Source organism: Campylobacter sp. CNRCH_2015_0814, assembly GCF_025772765.1.
Taxonomy (GTDB): domain Bacteria; phylum Campylobacterota; class Campylobacteria; order Campylobacterales; family Campylobacteraceae; genus Campylobacter_D.
In genome coordinates, this window is record NZ_JAKMSR010000004.1 from 1 (window position 1) to 19,105 (window position 19,105).

21 protein-coding genes are annotated in these 19,105 nt (G+C 28.6%); 12 read left to right on the plus strand and 9 right to left on the minus strand.

Features of this window, described 5'->3' with window-relative positions:
* Positions 1-316, plus strand: a 316-nt coding sequence (locus tag L8X24_RS02740) for a flagellin (RefSeq protein WP_263663518.1), incomplete at its 5' end; no start/stop codon positions are given.
* 24 nt (positions 317-340) lie between these two features.
* Here L8X24_RS02740 and L8X24_RS02745 read toward each other — a convergent pair.
* From L8X24_RS02745 to pseI, 4 genes are all read right to left on the minus strand, one after another.
* Complete coding sequence (locus tag L8X24_RS02745) at positions 341-2,218, minus strand: motility associated factor glycosyltransferase family protein (protein ID WP_263663519.1); 1,878 nt, start codon at positions 2,216-2,218, stop codon at positions 341-343.
* 88 nt (positions 2,219-2,306) lie between these two features.
* A complete protein-coding gene (locus tag L8X24_RS02750; RefSeq protein ID WP_263663520.1) occupies positions 2,307-4,046 on the minus strand; it encodes a motility associated factor glycosyltransferase family protein in 1,740 nt (579 codons plus the stop codon).
* A gap of 57 nt (positions 4,047-4,103) precedes the next feature.
* Positions 4,104-6,008, minus strand: coding sequence for a motility associated factor glycosyltransferase family protein (locus L8X24_RS02755; RefSeq protein WP_263663521.1), 1,905 nt, complete (start codon positions 6,006-6,008; stop codon positions 4,104-4,106).
* Between the two features lie 2 nt (positions 6,009-6,010).
* Positions 6,011-7,045, minus strand: a complete 1,035-nt coding sequence (pseI, locus tag L8X24_RS02760) for a pseudaminic acid synthase (protein WP_263663522.1) — start codon at positions 7,043-7,045, stop codon at positions 6,011-6,013.
* 111 nt (positions 7,046-7,156) lie between these two features.
* Here pseI and L8X24_RS02765 point away from each other — a divergent pair, with 111 nt between their 5' ends.
* The 3 genes from L8X24_RS02765 to L8X24_RS02775 are packed head-to-tail and all read left to right on the plus strand — an operon-like array spanning position 7,157 to position 8,627.
* Positions 7,157-7,579 (plus strand): hypothetical protein, encoded by a 423-nt coding sequence (locus L8X24_RS02765; protein ID WP_012660918.1) that lies wholly within the window; start codon positions 7,157-7,159, stop codon positions 7,577-7,579.
* The gene (fliN, locus tag L8X24_RS02770) at positions 7,576-7,872 is read left to right on the plus strand and encodes a flagellar motor switch protein FliN (RefSeq protein ID WP_012660919.1); all 297 of its coding nucleotides are present in this window, start codon (positions 7,576-7,578) and stop codon (positions 7,870-7,872) included. Before L8X24_RS02765 ends, fliN begins: the two co-directional genes overlap by 4 nt.
* The gene (locus L8X24_RS02775) at positions 7,869-8,627 is read left to right on the plus strand and encodes a hypothetical protein (protein ID WP_263663523.1); all 759 of its coding nucleotides are present in this window, start codon (positions 7,869-7,871) and stop codon (positions 8,625-8,627) included. Before fliN ends, L8X24_RS02775 begins: the two co-directional genes overlap by 4 nt.
* Here L8X24_RS02775 and L8X24_RS02780 read toward each other — a convergent pair.
* The 5 genes from L8X24_RS02780 to plsY all read right to left on the minus strand — a co-directional run bounded on the left by L8X24_RS02780 (position 8,624) and on the right by plsY (position 12,146).
* Complete coding sequence (locus tag L8X24_RS02780; protein WP_263663524.1) at positions 8,624-10,120, minus strand: Ppx/GppA phosphatase family protein; 1,497 nt, start codon at positions 10,118-10,120, stop codon at positions 8,624-8,626. The two genes, L8X24_RS02775 and L8X24_RS02780, sit on opposite strands and share 4 nt — an antisense overlap.
* Positions 10,120-10,365: a YfhL family 4Fe-4S dicluster ferredoxin gene (locus tag L8X24_RS02785; RefSeq protein WP_012660922.1), complete on the minus strand. Its 246-nt coding sequence runs from the start codon at positions 10,363-10,365 to the stop codon at positions 10,120-10,122. The genes L8X24_RS02780 and L8X24_RS02785 overlap by 1 nt, the downstream gene beginning before the upstream one ends.
* 115 nt (positions 10,366-10,480) lie before the next feature.
* The gene (hsrA, locus tag L8X24_RS02790) at positions 10,481-11,155 is read right to left on the minus strand and encodes a homeostatic response regulator transcription factor HsrA (RefSeq protein WP_039667907.1); all 675 of its coding nucleotides are present in this window, start codon (positions 11,153-11,155) and stop codon (positions 10,481-10,483) included.
* A gap of 77 nt (positions 11,156-11,232) precedes the next feature.
* Positions 11,233-11,550, minus strand: a complete 318-nt coding sequence (locus L8X24_RS02795; protein ID WP_173787072.1) for a dihydroneopterin aldolase — start codon at positions 11,548-11,550, stop codon at positions 11,233-11,235.
* Positions 11,535-12,146 (minus strand): glycerol-3-phosphate 1-O-acyltransferase PlsY, encoded by a 612-nt coding sequence (plsY, locus tag L8X24_RS02800; RefSeq protein ID WP_263663526.1) that lies wholly within the window; start codon positions 12,144-12,146, stop codon positions 11,535-11,537. The genes L8X24_RS02795 and plsY overlap by 16 nt, the downstream gene beginning before the upstream one ends.
* Positions 12,147-12,346: 200 nt before the next feature.
* Between plsY and L8X24_RS02805 the strand changes: the two genes are divergently transcribed.
* From L8X24_RS02805 to rpmA, 8 genes are all read left to right on the plus strand, one after another.
* Entirely contained in the window at positions 12,347-13,381 is a 1,035-nt protein-coding gene (locus tag L8X24_RS02805; protein WP_263663528.1) for a cytochrome-c peroxidase, read from the plus strand.
* A gap of 95 nt (positions 13,382-13,476) precedes the next feature.
* Positions 13,477-14,823 (plus strand): COG3014 family protein, encoded by a 1,347-nt coding sequence (locus tag L8X24_RS02810; RefSeq protein ID WP_263663529.1) that lies wholly within the window; start codon positions 13,477-13,479, stop codon positions 14,821-14,823.
* The gene (locus L8X24_RS02815; protein WP_173787076.1) at positions 14,820-15,149 is read left to right on the plus strand and encodes a YcfL family protein; all 330 of its coding nucleotides are present in this window, start codon (positions 14,820-14,822) and stop codon (positions 15,147-15,149) included. Before L8X24_RS02810 ends, L8X24_RS02815 begins: the two co-directional genes overlap by 4 nt.
* Before the next feature lie 13 nt (positions 15,150-15,162).
* On the plus strand, positions 15,163-15,792 hold the full coding sequence (gene lpoB, locus L8X24_RS02820; RefSeq protein ID WP_263663530.1) for a penicillin-binding protein activator LpoB: 630 nt from the start codon (positions 15,163-15,165) through the stop codon (positions 15,790-15,792).
* Between the two features lie 24 nt (positions 15,793-15,816).
* Positions 15,817-17,160 carry a DUF6844 domain-containing protein gene (locus L8X24_RS02825; RefSeq protein ID WP_263663531.1) on the plus strand — a complete coding sequence of 448 codons (1,344 nt, stop codon included), beginning with the start codon at positions 15,817-15,819 and terminating at the stop codon, positions 17,158-17,160.
* Between the two features lie 9 nt (positions 17,161-17,169).
* Positions 17,170-18,327: an LPP20 family lipoprotein gene (locus tag L8X24_RS02830; protein ID WP_263663532.1), complete on the plus strand. Its 1,158-nt coding sequence runs from the start codon at positions 17,170-17,172 to the stop codon at positions 18,325-18,327.
* Positions 18,328-18,451: 124 nt separating this feature from the next.
* Complete coding sequence (gene rplU, locus L8X24_RS02835) at positions 18,452-18,760, plus strand: 50S ribosomal protein L21 (protein WP_263663533.1); 309 nt, start codon at positions 18,452-18,454, stop codon at positions 18,758-18,760.
* A 10-nt stretch (positions 18,761-18,770) separates the two neighbouring features.
* Complete coding sequence (rpmA, locus tag L8X24_RS02840; protein WP_039649045.1) at positions 18,771-19,025, plus strand: 50S ribosomal protein L27; 255 nt, start codon at positions 18,771-18,773, stop codon at positions 19,023-19,025.
* Positions 19,026-19,105 lie beyond the last annotated feature (80 nt).

A 19,105-nucleotide genomic window follows, 5' to 3' on the forward strand; every position in this document is an offset into this window, starting at 1 on the left:
GGCAAATGATCAAGCTCCTGGTGTTACTACACTTAAAGGTGCTATGGCTATGATGGATATAGTTGAAACTGCTACAGCAAATCTTGATGCTATTAGAGCTGACATTGGTGCGGTGCAAAATCAAATCACTGCAACACTTAATAACATCAGTGTAACTCAAGTAAATATCAAATCAGCTGAATCAAACATCAGAGATGTAGACTTTGCAGCAGAAAGTGCAAACTTTTCTAAGTATAACATCTTAGCTCAAAGTGGATCTTATGCTATGAGTCAGGCTAATGCTGTACAACAAAATGTTCTAAAACTTTTACAATAAATCCAAAGTGGGTAAAAACCCACTTTATATTAATTTTCTTTTTTCTAAGATATCTTGTAAAGGCATAATAGCAATTTTTAAAGCTTTTTCTTGAACTAAGGTTAATTCCGCAATGTCTTCAAGCCAAGTTTTATGTGCTAGTATCCAAGCTGTAAGTTTATTTTGTTTATCACTTTCATTATGTATAGGAGTAACATAAATTTGAGAAATAGTACTTTCTAAATGAAATAAAGAAGGAGAGATAACTTCTCTTAAAAAAATATATTTTTGACTTTCTAGTGTTGCTTTGAGAGTGTCTATTTGAGCACTTAATTCTTGAGGAGTGTAGCGGATTTTGCTTTTATTATTAAGTGCCTTGTGTAATCTTTTGCACTCTTTAAAAAATTTATTACTTGCTTTGATGTGTTGTTTGATTTTTTTATAAGCTTGTAACATAAGATCGTTACTATCTTTGCGTTTTGGTTTTTGTATTTTTGAAAAAGGCTTTTTGATTTCATTAGTAAGTAAATTTTTGCAAAGTTCTTTAAAAGGTTTTTCTATGGTTCCTTCTATCCTAGCTCCGCCCTCTGTAGCATTATAAATTTTTACCTTTGTTTGTTTGTGGAATAAATTTTCAAAAATTTGTTTAAAAATAAGCCATATTTCAGAGCTTTGTACATAGCCTTTTCCGCCATATGCTAGGGTTTCATATTTGCCATGATCGCGCTCAAAATCTCCTTCATGATAACTTTCGTGTAAAAAGCCATCGCTGTGTGTTTTGCCATCATTAGCATAGGCTAAGTCTTGTCCTATTAAAATGATATTTTCATGTCCTAATAATTGAGCTAGCTCATAATTTAGATGAGCAACACTCATTCCTCCGCTAACATAACCAAAATCATGCAAACCCAAAGAATAAGCAAACGCATAAGCTCTAGAAACTAAAATATATTTTCTTTCATTTTTTTCTAAAAAATTAATACTATCTTGATAGACTAAAGAAACCAAAATAAAAGTTATATCTTTATCAAAATCACCAAAATCATTATCAAAACATTTAGCTACTATATCATCTCTTTCAAGCATACAAACATAATCAGGTTTTATACCTGCTTTTGCTAAGATAGGATAAGCGCTATCAGCGCAAAAGATAGTTGCTTTATTTGCATATTTCTTAAGTAAAGGAAGTTGTTTTTGTAGTGATGGTCCTGTAGCCACTAATATAGCATTTTTGCTTTTATGACTTCTTTTTTGTTTTAACTCTTTAAAGCTTGGGTGTGTTAGCATTTTGGGTAAGTTTAAAACAAATTGTTCCACTCCTTGCATAGCATCTACTGGGTCATTTCCTTTTCGCAAAGCTATATTTTTAATCACTTTGGAATTTAAGGTGTTGATGTATTGAATTTCTTTTTTTTGATCTTCATAAAAATATGAGTGAATATGTAAATCATAAGTTCTTAAAAACAAACCCAATAAACTACAAATTAAATCCGCCTTAACATAATTTAATTCTTTAGTATGAACAACAATTAATCTTCCCTCTAAAAGCTCTTTGGAAAAATCAATCATATTAAAGACCAAAAATATAAGTTCTATATCTTTTTCATAAACAATAACCCTTTCATGGGTTTTATTGGTTAATAAATTTTTATAAAAAATTCCATTACCTAAGCCATAAAAAAATAACACAGGGTATCTTAGGTATTTTTTATTAAAAATTTCTATTTGTTCTTGTAATTCTTTTAGTGGATCTTTATATATGTTTTTTAGATTTTTATAACAAATATTGCAGTTTAAAGGATCTTTATCAAAAACATAAATATAATCTTTTGCTTCTTTGATTTTACCTAATTTTCTTTTTAAGCTCTGGTGTTCGCTTCCTTTTAAAGCTTTGATATTTTTTTTAAAAATTTCTGTTTTCATATTACCCTTTCGCCTAAAGAAAATCGTCATTTTTTCAAATAAAAATAGTGTGGTTTTTTACTTAGAAAATAAAATTTAAATATGTTGATTATTTATTATCAAGATTTTCCTTAATAGTCTCATTGTATTTTTCTAGGTATAAAATGATTTCCTCAAAAAAGTCAATTTGCTGAGCTAAGAAAAATTCTAAATCTTTAACTTTCGTAACTTTGTGTTTTAAAACTTCACATTCGTTTTGAAAACACCTAGCTTGCACAATATCTGAAAAAAAATCACTTTTTGGTAGTTTTAATCTCAGTTTTTCTAGTTTTTCTAAGTTTTTTTCTTTAATAGCTTTTTTACATTCATTGATAAATATTTGACATTGTTTTGTTTGTTTGATAAGTTTTTCTTTGCATTGTTTGATTTTTTTTTGAGGATTTTTTGGTTTTGTTAAAGCGATATTTTTGTCAATTTTTTCTTTTAGCATTTCTTCACAAACTTCTTTAAAAGGCTTTTCTATAGTTTCTTCTATCCTAGCTCCGCCCTCTGTAGCATTGTATGTTTTTATATTTAGGATATTTTTTGCAAGAGCAATATCTTTTTCAAAACTTTTTAAAAACAAATACCAAGTGAGTTGTGTTTTAACCTTTCCGTTGCCACCATAAGCAGTTATTTCCTTATAGACTACTTCCTCATCTCCTTGATCACCATATAGATGTTCTTTCGGGTGCGATTTGCCATCATCGCTATAGGCTAAGTCTTGTCCTATTAAAATGATATTTTCAAATCTTAAAGCACCAGCAAGTTCATAAGCCATATTGGCAACACTCATAGCGTTTCCTAAAAAGCCATACTCATTTAAACCAAGCTTGCTTTCAAAAAATAAAGGTCTTAAAACAAGCATATAATTTCTATTATTTTTTTCTAAATACTCTATGGTTTTAGGATGGGTTAAAGAAGCAATTATAAATAATATATCTTTATCAAAATCTCCAAAATCATTATTAAAAAATTCACTTGTAAAGTCTACTCTTTCTAGCGAAAAAACATAATCAGGTTTGATTCCTTCTTTTGCTAAAATCGCATAAGAGCTATCAGCGCTAAAAATAACAGCATTTTCTTGGTATTTTTTTAAAAGAGGAAGTTGTTTGATTAAAGAAGGGCCTGTTGAAACTATTATAGCGTTTTTTGCCTTTGCTTTTCTGTCTTTTATTAGACTTTTAAAAGGGGTGTGGGTGATGATTTTTTCCAGGTTTATAACATTATGTTTTATTCCTATTAAAGCATCTTTTGGGTCATTTCCTCGAGTAAGCATGAGTGTTTTGATTATATTTAGTAAAGTTTGCATTATATTTTGGGCGTTAGATGAGTAAAAATTGGTGTAAAATTCATTATAAAAGTGAAAATTAAAAATTTTTAATGTATGTTTGATATTTGGATAATTAAATAAAACTTTGATTTGAGCGGTGTTAATATTTGGTGTAAAAAATAAAATCAATTTTTCCTTTTTTAAAAATGCAGAAAAATCAATCATATGAAAGGCTAAATATAAAATTTCTAATTCATCTTCAAAGATTACGATGTGTTTTAAGTGTTGATTTTTTAAAAGTTCTAAGAAAAATTTTCCATCGCCAAAACCATAAAAAAATAACACTGGATATAGCTCAAATTTTTCATAATCAAAAGAATGATTATCATCTAAAAAAACTTGATTTTGTGTATCAAAAATTTTGTTTTCTATAAGCTGAAATCTTTGAGTATTGGTTATCTTTCTTAATTCGTAAGCTAATATTTGATCAACTTCAAAAAGAGCTTGGGTGTTTTTTAAAAATAATTCTTTGTTCATAGGTATCCGTTTTTATTTTAATTATAACAAAATTATATTGAATGTACTTTATATTAATCAACAGCTTTGTAGTTTTGTTGCTTTTATTTTATTTACATATTTTTCAAAGTTATTTTTGATCAGAAAATTTTCTAAATTTAATATATTTGTTTCTAAGGTTATTTTTAATGCAATAATATGTTCGTTAATAATTTCAATAAAAGATAAGTATTCTTTAATCCAAAGAAGCATTTTGTTAAAATTATCTTCTTGTGTTTTAGGGTTAAGCACTTGAATTCTTGCTAAATTAAGCTCAAATTGAACACTAATAGCACTTGTCAGCTCTTTTAAAATATCTACTTTGATAAGTTTTATTTTATAATTTTCTATTTCTTGTATTAAACTAATAAAATTTTTTTCATCACTCATTAAAAAACAAATACGATTGAGCATATATAAATTTTCTTTATGCAAAAACTCACAAAGCTTGATGGCTTGTTGTGTTTTATAAAACGTTTTAAGCATGAGTACATTTTTTTTATTTTGTGTGATTTTATCAAGTTGTATGAATGATTTTGGTGTGGTGTTTTCAAATAAAGATTCACAAAGCTCTTTAAAAGGCTTTTCTATGGTTCCTTCTATCCTAGCTCCGCCTTCAGTGGCATTATAAGTTTGGATGTTTTGTTTTTTATTATCAGCAATAGCTTCTTCTAGATAATGTTTAAACACCATCCATATTTCGTGTGTTTTCACCATGCTGTTACCACCATAACCCAAAGTTTGAATATGTTCATAATGACTTTCGCAGTCTGCCTTATAATGATAATCTTGAGGATGTGAAAATCCATCATCAGAATAAGCTAAATCTTGTCCTATTAAAATGATATTTTTGTGTTGTAAGCAAGATGCTATGAAATAAGCCATATTTGCCACGCTTGGAGTATTTATTAAGCTACCCAGGTCTTTTAAATGAAAAAGTTTACTAAAATCACCTATTTTTTGTATAAAAATAAAATCCCTATTGTTTTCTTTTAAATATTTAGGGGTGTTTTTATATACAATTTCAGTTAAGATGAATAATATATCTTTATCAAAATCTCCAAAATTATTATTAAAAAATTCACTTGTTTTTTCTATTCTCTCTAAAGATAAAACATAATCAGGTTTTATATTATGTTTTGCTAGTATAGGATAAGCGCTATCAGCACAAAAGATAGTTGCTTTATTTGCATATTTTTTAAGCAGAGGGAGTTGTTTGATTAAAGAAGGACCCGTTGAAACTATAATAGCGTTTTGGTAGGTGTTTTTTCGTTTTGATAATAATTCTTTAAAAGAATGATTTAAAAAAAGATCTGGTAGGTTATAAATAAAATTTTCTATACCTTTTAAAGCATCTTTTGAAGAATTGCCAAATTTTAAAATAGATTTTTTTATATAAGTTTGCATAGTTTCGTTTGTTTTTAAAATATCATTGTGAAATTTTTCATAATAATCACAATGGATATCTAAAAAATAAGTTCTTAAGAAATTAAAAAACGGCGAGCTATTGCATAAAATTTGAAAATGTGTATAGTTTATATTGTTTATATCTAAAATAATTAGTCGACAGTCTTTTAACTCTTCACTAAAATCTAAAAGATGAAAACTCAGATAAATAAATTCTATTTCTTTTTCAAAAATAACAATTTTTTGTCTATTTTTGTTTTGCAAGAGAATTTTATACAAAATTCCGTTGCCAAAACCAAAAAAATATAATATTGGATATAATAAATATTTATCATTGTATAGATTTATTTTTTCGTTTAACTCATCAAGTGTATTATTATACAACGCTTGTTCTCTTTTATGATGAATAAAATTAATATCCAAAGGATCAGATCCTTGTTTTATTTTAAAATTATTCTGCTTGAAATTTGTTAGTTTTTCTTTTAAATCTTTATTACTTAGAGCTTTTAAATTTTTATTAAAAATATTTTCTTGCATAATTACTCCAAAAAATCTTCTTTTTTTAACGCTTGTCCAAATTCTATATCACAACTTGCTTTTTTGCCAAGTATGATAGGTAAAAATTTAGGATGTAAGCCTAGGCTTGGTCTTATGCTTTTTACATTTTCTTGTGTAAAAACCTCACCTTTTTTGATGTCTTTACTAGCGTATAAGCTTCTTGCAAAATGGCGATTTTTTAAGGTTTTATCATCTATTGTTAAGCTAGATTTGCCTAGCGCTTGCTCGCTTAAACGCACCATAGAACACATTTGCTTAAACTCTTCATAATCAAGACTAAATTTAGCATCAGCACTATTAAAAGTTTTATCTAATATAAAATGTTTTTCTATGACTTTTGCTCCAAGAGCTACGGCTAAAGTAGGTGCTAAAAAGCCCTCGCTATGATCGCTTAAGCCTACTATGGTTTTAAATTTTTCTTGTAAAGTTTTGATGACATTTAAATTTAAATCACAAATTTGTGAAGGATAGGCCGAAGTGCATTTAAGCAAAATTAGATTTGGGTTGTTTTCTTCTTGGAAAATTTTAACAACCATTTCAAGCTCTTCTTTATAAGCTATACCTGTAGAAATCAAAGTAGGTTTATTTTCTTTAGCTACATAACGCACAAAATCATAATCATTTACTTCAAAAGAAGCGATTTTATAAGCTGGGGGATTAAATTGTCTTAAAAAATTCACATCCTCTTTAGAGAAAGGACTAGAAAAGCAGATTAGCCCTTCATTTTTGGCGCATTCAAAAAGTTTTTCATGCCACTCATAAGGCGTTTTAGCTTCTTCGTATAATTCGTATAGTTTACGTCCATGCCACAAACCACCTTCGATAATAAAATCTTTTTTGTTTGAATTTAGCGTTAAGCTATCTGGGGTATAGGTTTGAATTTTTATAGCATCAGCCCCTGCTTTTTTAGCTGCTTGTATGGTTTTTAAGGCCACTTCAAGGCTGTTTGCATGGTTAGCTGAAAGCTCGGCAACGATAAAAACTTTTTCATCTAAATTAAAATTTTCTATAAACATTAAAAGCCTTTTAGCAAATCAAAATTATAGTATTTTATATTTTAATTATTAATTATGATTAAAGGTTTATTTAGTAAAATAAATTTATTATAAGTTTATTAAGGAAAAGCTATGACTAAAACACTTGAGTATTCGATTTATCATTTTTTTGAGCATATTTTAAAATTAAAAATTTCACAAAAAAGCGTGATTAGAGGCGAACTTTATGGGGCTTCTATACCTTTGTATTTTAAAGATGAGGAATATAGTTTTTATTTGTTTTTTCAAAAACAAGCTTTAAATGAAATTGCACAATTTTTATTGCATGAAGAATTAAAAGAAGATGGATTGGCAGATTTAGTTAAAGAAGTGGCCAATCAAATCATAGGCTATGCTAAAAAGCTACTTAATGATACCAATGGAAAAGATGAGTATCGTTTAGGTGTTCCTGAGTATTTAGGGCGTATTGATGGATTTTCAAAAATTAAACTCAAAGAAAAATTTACTTATGAAGTAAAAAATGCTTCCTTTAGAATAGGTTATAAAAAAATATGATAGAAGATCATTTAGGATTATTACAATCTTATGAAGATATTTTAGACATTAGTGTTGATTTTGTTAGTGAGCTTGGCACAACTAATATGAGCGTGAGAGAACTCTTAAAGCTAGAAGTTGGTTCTGTGATAGATCTTGAAAAGCCAGCAGGCGAAAGTGTGGAGCTTTACTTGAATAAAAGAATTTTTGGTAAAGGTGAGGTGATGGTGTATGAAAAAAACCTTGCCATAAGAATTAATGAGATTTTAGATTCTAAATCAGTATTGCAGTATTTTAAAAAAGAATTGCAATGAAATTTATTTGGATTTTACTACTTGCTTTGCCTCTTTTTGGGGCAAAAATTCTTGATTATAATATCTATCCTAGAGAAGATAGGGTGGATATTACTTTTTCATTTGATATTCCTTATAAAGAAGGCATTAGTCAAAAGAGAAAAGGCGATATTATTATCTTTACACTAAATGCTCAAAGTGTTAAAGAAGAAGATAAGACATTAAATTCTAATATAATTAAAAAAATAAAAATTTTTTCAGAAGGTAAAAAAACTTTTATAGCCTTAAGTGTTGGCGATAAGATACAAATTAATGCAGATACGATTGGTGAATATGGATTAAGACTACGCGCTCAAAAAGAAGGTATGAATTTAGCAACTAAAAATAGCTTAGAAGAAAAAAATGAGGAGATAAAAATGCAAGAGTATGATTTTACAAATTATATTTTAGTTGTAAGTGTTTTGATACTTTTGCTTGTTGGACTTTGGTTTTTAAAAATGTATTTAAGACAAAAACATCCTTTAGATAGAAATTTTACTTTGATTTTTCAAAGACCGCTTGATAGACATAATCAACTTGTAGTTTTTGAGTATGGCTTAAAACGCTATACTATGATCATAGGAAATTCTAATGTGGTATTAGAAACAAGTGAAGCTATGATGAAAAATGAGGAACAAAACAAAACATCCCAAAAACCAAAAGAAAAAGACTTTGATTCTTATTTTGAAGAAAATAAACAAAGATTGCAAAATTTACTTTTAAAACAAAATGCTTAATTAGATTGATTAAAAGCTAAAACAATAAGTTTTGGCTTTGAAATTTTTTTGATTTCTTCTCTTGAAAAATAAATTTGTTTTTTTGTTGAATAAATATATAAGGTATGATTTTTTAATGTAAAATCAAGATTTTCATCACTATCTTTAGCAAGTTTTTTTGCTAGTGCTAGAATAAAATTAAGCCAAGCTAATATATGGTTATTTGGTAATAATTCTTTAACATGTTCTATGGCAAGGGGATTTATTTTTTTACCATTGGCTTTTAAAAGAGTTGCAATAAGCAAAATTTCTTTGTGTGAAAAGCCAAAGTTTAAGCCACTCATTGCCATATAGGCGCTATGTTCATTAGCAAAATAAAAATTAATTTTTTCACCTATATGGGCTAATTTAGCAGCGCTTAAAAGATCTTTTTTAAAATCTAAACTTATTTTGTGAATAGGTAAAAATACATCAAATAATTTACTTGCAAAATAAGCACTTTTATCTTTATAATCAACACCAAAGCGATCTTGTAAGGATTTTAAACTTGGGTTGAAATTTGGCGGAAATTTGGCATTAAATTGCGAAAAGTCATTAGTGTCGTTTTTTATTTTGGCGTATTTTTGAAAAAGATTAGATAAAAATACGCCTTCTCTGACACCTACTGCTGAAGTGATGATATTTTTAGCTTTGAGTTTTTTAGCTAAGGCTAAAAATATGACACAACCTTCTTTTATAGTATCAAAACGATCTTTTTTGATATCAAAATCTATTAAATTTTTTGCATTTTGAATTTTTTCTATATAATTTTTTTCTTTTTCAAAGCTGTAGCTGAAATTATGGATTATTTTTAAAGGATAGGAATTTTTTTTCATTATAGAATTTGACAATGCTCTTAAGCTTCCACCTATGGCAATAATATTTTCACTTTGAAAATGTTTTGGAACTTGCATTAGAGCTTCTTGTATGAATTGATCTAGAGCGTTTAATCTTTTAGTATCATAAAAAATCTCTTTTAATCTTACAGTTCCTAGATCAAGCGAAATACAATCTATAATTTTACCTTCTTTAATCAAACAAAGCTCGGTTGATCCTCCACCTATGTCTATGGTGGTGGCATTTTGAATATTTGATAGTAAATTTAACGCAGCAAGACCACCTAAAAATGATTCTGTTTTACCATTAATGCATTTTATGTTTAAACCTACATTTTTTGATATTCTAGTAATAAATTCTTTTGCATTAGGCGCATCTCTTAGCGCAGAAGTTCCAACAGCAATAATTTTCCTACATTTTTCTTTTACAGCTTTTTCTTTAAAATAAGCTAGTGCCTTCTCGGCCTTAAACATGGCTTCTTCTTGGAGGATTTTGTTGTTATTATAAGCATTTTCTCCAAGTCTTACTTTCTTTTTGTGTTCACTGCAAATAAAAAAACCATATCTTGAGGTTCTTTCAAAAACAACCATACGAACGGAGTTAGAGCCAAGATCAATTACTGCTGTTTTTTTAGCCATTAAATATCTTTATTTTTATGTTTTAAGCGAAGCTCATCAATACTTTCTACATTATCAGGATCAGGTATGATACAATCTACTGGACAGGCCACTATACAGGCTGGTTCTGAAAATTCATTCACACATTCAGTACATAAATCAGGATCTATGACATAGATTGGATCATTATCATAAATTGCTTCATCTGGACATTCTTCTCTGCATGCATCACAGGATATACATTCTCTAGTGATTAAAAGTGACATACTTTTCCTTTTATTGATAATAAAGCAAACTTATACTATATAAAAACTTATAGCTAATTTAAAAAGAGATAAAAATATTTAATTTTTAGAATGATCAAATCATTCTAAAAATTTTTTAGTTAGTTTTTTTAGGAAAACAAAAGCGATATCCTCTGCGGCGCACAGTTTCTATAGTGGAAATATTAAGAGGTTTATCCATTTTTTGTCTTATTTGATTGATTGCAACTTCTATAACATTTGGAGTTACAAGTTCAGGTTCTTCCCAAATAGCATCTAAAAGTTGTTCTTTTGATACGATTTGATCAGAGTGTCTAGCAAGGTGAGTTAAAACTTCAAAAGGCTTTCCTTTTAACTCTATGTCTTTTCCTTGATAAGTGATTTTTTCTTCATCAGGATCAATCACTAAATCATCAATCTTAATCACATTTGTCCCGCCAAATCTAAGTCTAGCTTCGATTCTTGCCATTAAAATTTCAAAATCCAAAGGTTTTTTTATATAATCATCTGCTCCAGCTTTTAAAGCTTTGATTTCATTTTCTTTGTCTGCTTTTGTACACATTGTTACTATAGCAGTTCTTGGAGATTTTTGTTTGATAGCATTGATCAAATCGCTTGCATCATTATTGCCTATAGTCCAATTTGATAATACTAAATCATAATGTCTAATACCTATAAAATACTCAGCGTCTTTAAAATTTTCTGAAGTGTCGCTTTGGTAGCCAAACTCATTTAAAGTGTTTGATAAGGTTTTATTAAGCGATGCTTCATCTTCTACAACTAAAATACGCATTTTATTCCTTTGAAGATAGTTTTAGTGCAAAAGTATAACACAAATTAAGCAAATGTTCAAAATTCTTTAAAAAATTTTTAATATTTTTTGCTTAAACTAGCTCCAACGCACGCATTTTTGATGATATCGGGCTTATAACAAGTAATATTTATAAATTGAAGTTTTTTATGATGTTTTTTGATATCTTTGCATATATATTTTAAAGATTTTTCTATAGTCTTAAATTTTTTCTTTTTATAGATTTTTTCTATTCTAGTGCATAACTTTGCATAATCTAAAAATTTCTTACTTTTAGCTTCTAATTCTATTAGGACTTTTTGCTCTTGAATTCTTTCAAAATCCAAAAGCCCTATAATGCATTTAAATTCTAAGCTAACTTTTATATGACTTTGCATTCTTGTTTTCCAATAAGCCTTAAAATATTTGGTATGTGTTTATAAACTACTATAAAAGCGATGATAAATATCGGCGCATGGGTATTAATCATAGGCATATCATAATGAAACATAAAAGAAGTTGCAATTAAAACAATTAAAGCTCCAAGTGAGGCTAAGCTTGAAATTTTAAATACCTTACCTATAATAAACCAAGCCAAAAGTGCACATATAATCTCAAAAGGTAAAAATACTGCTAAAACCCCAGCTCCAGTAGCTACTCCTTTGCCACCTTCAAATTTTAAATAAGGAGAAAAACAATGGCCAAATACTGCTAAAACCGCCATAGTCCATAAGATATTTTCATCATAGCCTAAAATTTTTGCTACTAATATAGGTACAATTCCTTTAAGTGCATCTAAGACAATTGTTGCAACAGCAAGTGTTTTGGCAAGCTTAGGGTCGCTTTCTTTTACTACTCTTAAAACATTGGTAGCGCCTATGCTTTTACTGCCTGCATTTTTGATATTTGTTTTGGCAAAAATTTGAGCTAGTAAAAGACCAAAAGGTATAGCACCTATAAGATAAGCTAAAAGATAAATTATTAAATTTTCCATTTACTTTCTATCCTAATTCTATAAAGATTTATAATAATGATAGCAAAAAACTCTGAAATAAATATTTAAGAGATATTTTATCCTATAATAATTTTTATTTTTAAATAGAAATTTTTTATTTTATTTAAAGAAAATTATAGATATATTTTCAATAAGTTTATTTTAAATAGGCTTTATTTTATCTTATTTAGGAGTGAATAATGAAAAAAATTTCATTATTAGTTGCATCATCATTATTAGTTGCATCAACTGCTTTTGCTAACGATAAAGCTTTGCTTGATGAAGCAAAAGTAGCAGGTTTAGCACCTTTGCCAAAGGATCAAGCAGGCGTTGAAAAACTATTAAAAGAAATGGGCGTTAAAGCTAGCAAGTTTTCTAAAGAAAAAGCTAATCTTGGTAAAAAGCTGTATTTTGAACCAAGACTTTCTAAAAGTGGTTTGATTTCTTGTAATACCTGTCACAATTTAGGTATGGGTGGTGCTGATGGTATAGCAGCAGCTGTAGGACACAAATGGACTGCTAATCCTCATCATTTAAATTCGCCAACAGTTTATAATTCTGTTTTAAATTCAACTCAATTTTGGGATGGTAGAGCAGGTACTTTAGCAGATCAAGCAAAAGGACCAATCGAGGCAGAACCTGAAATGGCAACTCCTGCTAAGTTAGCAGTAGAAAAAATTTCTTCTATGCCAGAATATGTTAAAGAATTTAAAAAAATATATGGTAATGATGGGGTAACTTTTGATAATATAGCAGATGCTATTGCTACATTTGAAAGAACACTTCTAACTCCATCTAAATTTGATAAATTCTTAGAAGGTGATACAAAAGCTTTAAGCAAAAAAGAAAAAGAAGGTTTAAAAACTTTCATCGATAAAGGCTGTACAGCTTGTCATACAGGAGTAAATTTAGGTGGTAGTATGCAAGCTTTCCAAGTGGCAGCTAAATATAAATTTGCAAATGTAGGTGATTTTAAAGGTGATGCAAATGGTTTAGTTAAAACTCCAACTTTAAGAAATATTGCCGAAACAGCTCCATACTTCCATAATGGCGCTATTTGGTCTTTACAAGATGCGATTAAAGAAATGGGTAGTGTGCAACTTGGCATAGAAATTTCTGACAAAGAAGCAGCTTCTATAGAAACTTTCTTACATGCTCTAACAGGTAAAAAACCAAGCATTACTTATCCTCAACTTCCAAAAGCTACTGAAAAAACTCCAAAACCAGAGCTTTAATCAAATTTTCCCTAAAGATATTTCTTTAGGGAATGTTGTTTTTTGTTTATTTTTTATATATAATACATTCTTAATTTTTAATTAGGAATTGGCTTATGAAAAATAAAATTTTATTTAGTGTGATTGCATTAACAGCTATTTTATTTAGTGCGTGTGCTAATCATGCAAAAGTAAACAATGAATTAGAGCAAAAGTTAACCCAAAAGATATGTTCTGATGAATTTTTTACTCAAGAAATGACTAAGGTAGATAAAAAAGATGATCCAGTATATGTAGGATTAAATGCAGGTTTAATCGCAAAAAATTGTGGATATTTTAATCTTAGTAATGAATTTTTTGATAAGGTTGAGGAATCTTATCAAGTTGATGTGGATTTAAGAAGTGGCGCTCAAAAAATTGCTAAAACAGCTGTAACTACATTAATAAATGATTCTATATTAGACTATGATGGCTCTTTATATGAAAGAATAATGGTAAATACATATAAGGGTTTAAATTTTATGAGTGAGGGTGATTATAATAATGCAAGAGTGGAGTTTAAAAGAGCTTTATTGCGTCAAGATAGAGCAAAAGATTATTTTAAAGCTCAAATTGCTAAAAATAAAGCAGAATTAGAAAAGGCCAAAAAAGAAGATCCAAATTTTAATAAAAATTTTAGTGAATCAGCAAAACAAATAAATGCTCAATATGAAGTTTTGTTTGAAGAATTTTCAACAAGTAAAAATTTTACCAATCCTTATGCAACTTACTTAGCTTCGATTTTTTATTATATGAGCAAAGATTATACTTTGGCTAAAGATTTATTTAAAGAAATAAAGATTTTAAACCCAAAAAATAAAGAAATTAATAAAGAGTGGAAAGCAATTAGCAACGCTAAATCAAAAAATAAATATGTTTTTATTGTTTATGAGAATGGTTTTGGTGTGGTAAAGGATGAGTTTAAATTAACTCTGCCTTTGATTTTAAATGACACTCTTACGACAACTTCTATTGCTCTACCTAAGCTAAAAAAAAGAAGTCAGTCTTTTGAGTATTTAAGTGTAAATGATACTAATACTACAAAATTAGTTGATTTGGATAATGTTGTAGCAAGCGAGTTTAAGTTCGAGCAACCATCAATAGTTACAAAAGCAATAGTTTCAACTATCTTAAAAACTACTATCAATGCAGCAGTAGCTAATAATGACTCAACAGGAGGTTTTTTAAGCCTTGCTAGTGGTATCATGAATGCAGCAACTACTCAAGCTGATGTTAGATCTTGGAGAGGATTGCCACAAAGCATAGGAGTTGTTATGATTAAAAATACAGGTAAAATTATTATTAAAACTCCAAGTGATGATGTGCTATTTGAAAGACAGATTAATCCAAAGAAAAATGTATTGGTTGTAGTGCGTTCTTTTGCACCTAGTATTGCTCCAAGTATAAATATCATAGAAAAATGAAAAAGTTAATTTTTTTATTATTATTAAATTATATGTTTTTGGTTTCGCAAGATACTTTTGATGCAAATTTTAAACATACAAATGTAAAAAGTATAAAAGAAAGAATAAATAATGCAGGATTATTAGAAGTGCAGATTATTTTTTATAGTTCTGTTGATAAAAAGCTTTCTTATAAAATAGAATGGTTTGATAAGGATGGATTTGTTATAAAAAATACTATTGATAAAAACTATAAAAATATAAGATTATTAGCTAAACAAGAGTATATTATACAAAATATAGCTAGTAATAAGGAAGCAAAAAAATATAAAATATATATTAAATAAAAAAGGATAAATAATGAAAAAAATTAAAATTTTAACAAGTGTAGTGGCTATAGGTGTTTTATTTAGTGCGTGCATGCAACAACCTATTTATGTAGATGGAACTGCGGCAAAAGTAAAACAAGGCGATTCTTTAAGCATGGCTTTAACTGGTGAAGATTTTGACAATACAGCTAAAGAGATGTTAAATAGTTTGTTTAATTCAAGTTATGTTGTGAATAAAATAGGAAATTCAGGTAAGGCTATTGTGGCAGTTTATGATGTGGTAAATGATACAGCTTTAAGAATAGATACTAGAAATTTGACTGATTTGATGGTAGAAGAACTTATAAATTCAGGTAAATTTGCAGCTTCAGCTACTCAAGGCAATGATAGTGCTACTCAAAATAATATGGATGATGTAACGAGCGATAAAGATGATGATAGATATGATAAAGCCACAGTATCTAAAAATCATACGCAAATTAGCGCTTCTTTGACTTTACAGGGAAGAATTGGTCAGCAAAATATAAAATTAAGTAATGGTAAAACCCAAGTTGAATACTTTTTTGTTATGAAATTAGCTGAAAAGGGCAGTGGTTTGGTAGTATGGCAAAAAACCAATAGAATCAATAAACTAGGATCTAGTAAAACTGTAAGCTGGTAATATAAAACAACAAGGAAAGATATGATGAAAAAAAGATTTGTTATTGGATCATTATTGGTAGCGAGTTTTCTTTATGCTCAAGCAACTCCACAAGTTGAAATTACTCAAGAAGATATTAAAATTCAAAATGAAATGTCAGATGCTAGCTCTAAAGATATTACTCCAAAATCTTTAGATGATTTTTTTGAAGAATTTGCAGATAATTTTGGTATAGAATATGGTATTACAAAAGATGGAAAAACCTTTTATACGGGTAGAAGTGTAGTTGCGCTAAGCGATAGCGATCCTCAATTTGCTCAAGCTTTGCAAAATGCTTACCAAAAAGCTATGCTTAATTTACAGTCTGATTTTATTGAAGATGCCTTTGGAAGAATGGCAGTGAGTAAAATTCAAAATTACGAAGCTGATAATTCTACTAATGCAAAAGAATTTGAAGAACTACCAAAAGGAAGTGTTGTAGGACAAATTTTTGATAAACTGGTTCAATTAAGTGGTGCAAAATTAGATAAAGCTTTGAGAGATTTGGGCATTAATGTAGAAGGTTTAACAGAGGAAAGAAAAAAGATTTTATTAAAAGAAGAGTTTCTTAATAAAACAATTACTAGTGCAGTTGGTTCAATGAGCGGTTTAATTCCTGTGCAAACTATAGTTACGCAAAGAAGAGGGCAATATGATATTGGTGTAATTGCAGTTGTTTCTAAAAAAACTCGTCAACTTGCTAAAGATATGTCTTTAGCGCGTCAAAGTAACATCAAAGGTAAAGGAAAAAATATCAACGAGTATTTACCAAAAGACAATAAAGGCTTTCTTAATGAATATGGTATTCGCTTAGTTTATGATGAAAAAGGTTCACCGGTTATTTTAAGCTATGGAAATTGGGGTTATATTGCTGATGCAAATAATGCCAAGAAGACAAATATATTAGAAGATAGGGCTAAAGATACAGCTTCAACTATGGCCGATGCAGCTATAATTGAATTTATCAATACCAATTTAAGTTTAAAAGATGAAAAAACTACAGGTGAAAGTTATGAAGAAATCATCAAGCAAAGCTTAAATATCAATGACAACACTACTCAAGAAGAAATTAAAGATTTTACAAATATTGTAGAAAAAATCAATACAAAAATAAAAGCAAGTGCTAGCGGAAAAATCAAAGGCATAGGAACACTTAAAAGATGGAATTATACAAGCGAAAATGGTATAGAACATGTAGGTGTTGTAAGATTTTATTCTTATGATAATGTGGCAAATATTAACGAAGCTTTAAAATCAAATTCAAACACTAGTGTCTCAAAAACTGAACCTAAAAAGTCTTCTAATATACAAAGAAGTTCTAATGTTGTAAATGATATAGATGATTTTTAGGAAAAATTTATGAAGATATTACAAATTTGTATTTTGATTTTATGTTTTCATTTGAGTTTATATGCCAAAATAATCACCACAAGCACTACCAATTCAAGTACGGGCGAGGGTATAGGAGCTAGCAGAGAAGAGGCAATAAATAATGCCATAATAGAAGCTATTGGTAAATTAAATGGTGTTAATATCGACTCAACCAAGCAGTCTTTTGTCGGGGTAAATTCAAATAATAAAAAGACTAATATAGAAGATAGCTATAAAGAGCAAATCATAAAAGCTACAAAAGGCAGAGTTGATGCATATGAAATTGATAGTGTGGTTCAAGAAAACGATAAATACATAGCAAATGTAACCATTTTTAAAACTACTACTCATAAAAAATATCAAATACCAGGTTATAAGCCAGATAGTAGAAGAAGTATTACGGTATTTAACACCTCTTCTAAATACCAAGAGCTTGGAAATATTTTACAGCAAAAAATTATCACAGATTTACTTCAAAGTAGGAAATTTAATGTTTTAGATAGAGATTCTAAAGGTTATTATGAAATGGAGAAAGCTTTGATAAATTCATCTAATACGCATAAAGATGAAATTTACAAACTTAAGAATGTTTTAGCTACTGATTATATTTTGTTATTTCATGTAGGTGGGGTAGATCTTAAAACCAAAGGAAATAAAAATAAAATAGATGTTGTGGTGGATTATCGCGTGCTTTTATTTGCCACCAGACAAATTAAATTTTCAAATACTTTAACCATGTCAGCCTTTGTTAAAGGTGATTCTTTAGTAGCTAGTGAAAAGCTAAGTGAAAAAATTGCAAAGAAAATTTCAGATGATATTTTAAACGCTATTTATCCTTTAAAAGTTGCACAAGTTAGTAATAATGAAGTAGTCTTCTCGCAAATTTTGAGTAATGATGAAATCTATGAGTGTTATTCTTTGGGTGAAGTGATAAAGGATGCTTATACTAAAGAAAATACAGCAAGAATAGAAACAAAAAGTGGAAAGGTTCAAATTATCCGCTCAACACCAAAACTATCATATGCTAAAATTCTTGAAGGAAGTGTTAAAAAAGATGATATTTGTAGACCTTTAGATGATAGCGGTGTTGGAATGGAAAAACAACATAGTGTAAATCCAAATGGTACAGTAAATTTAGGTTGGTAATTAACCTAAATTTAAAATTATTTTGAGTATAATCTCAAGTTTTAACCACTAAAGCTTTTTAAATTTATGTTTTATACATAATGCTTTATGGTGCTACCAAAATATTTTAAGAAAGGATAGCTGTATGTATGCTATTATTAAACACAGTGGAAAACAATACAGAGTAAGCCAAGGTGATGAGCTTAAACTAGATCGTTTTGAAGCTGAAGCAAAATCAAGCATAGAAGTAAGTGAAGTTCTTGCTGTATGCGATAAAGAATTAAAGGTAGGTGCGCCGTTTGTTGCGGGTGCAAAAGTTGTTTTAGAAGTGATTGCTCATGGAAAAGACAAAAAAGTTGTGATTTATAAAAAAAGACGCAGAAAAGACTCAAAATTAAAACGCGGTTTTAGAAGACAATTTACTCGCGTTAGAGTTGTAGATATTAAAGCTTAAGGAGTAAAGAATGGCACACAAGAAAGGTCAAGGTTCAACTCAGAATAATCGTGATTCTATAGGTCGTCGTCTAGGTGTTAAAAAATTTGGTGGAGAATTTGTTCGCGCTGGCAACATCATCATCCGCCAAAGAGGAACAGCAACTCATGCGGGTAATAATGTAGGCATAGGAAAAGATCATACAATTTTTGCTTTAATTGATGGTTTCGTAAAATTCGAAAGAAAAGATAAAAATAGAAAAAAAGTTTCTGTTTATCCTGCATAATTTTAAGGCTACTTTGTAGCCTTTTCTTCTTTTTAGTCTTAATATATTAAAAAAAATATAATATCATTTTAAAAATTTAT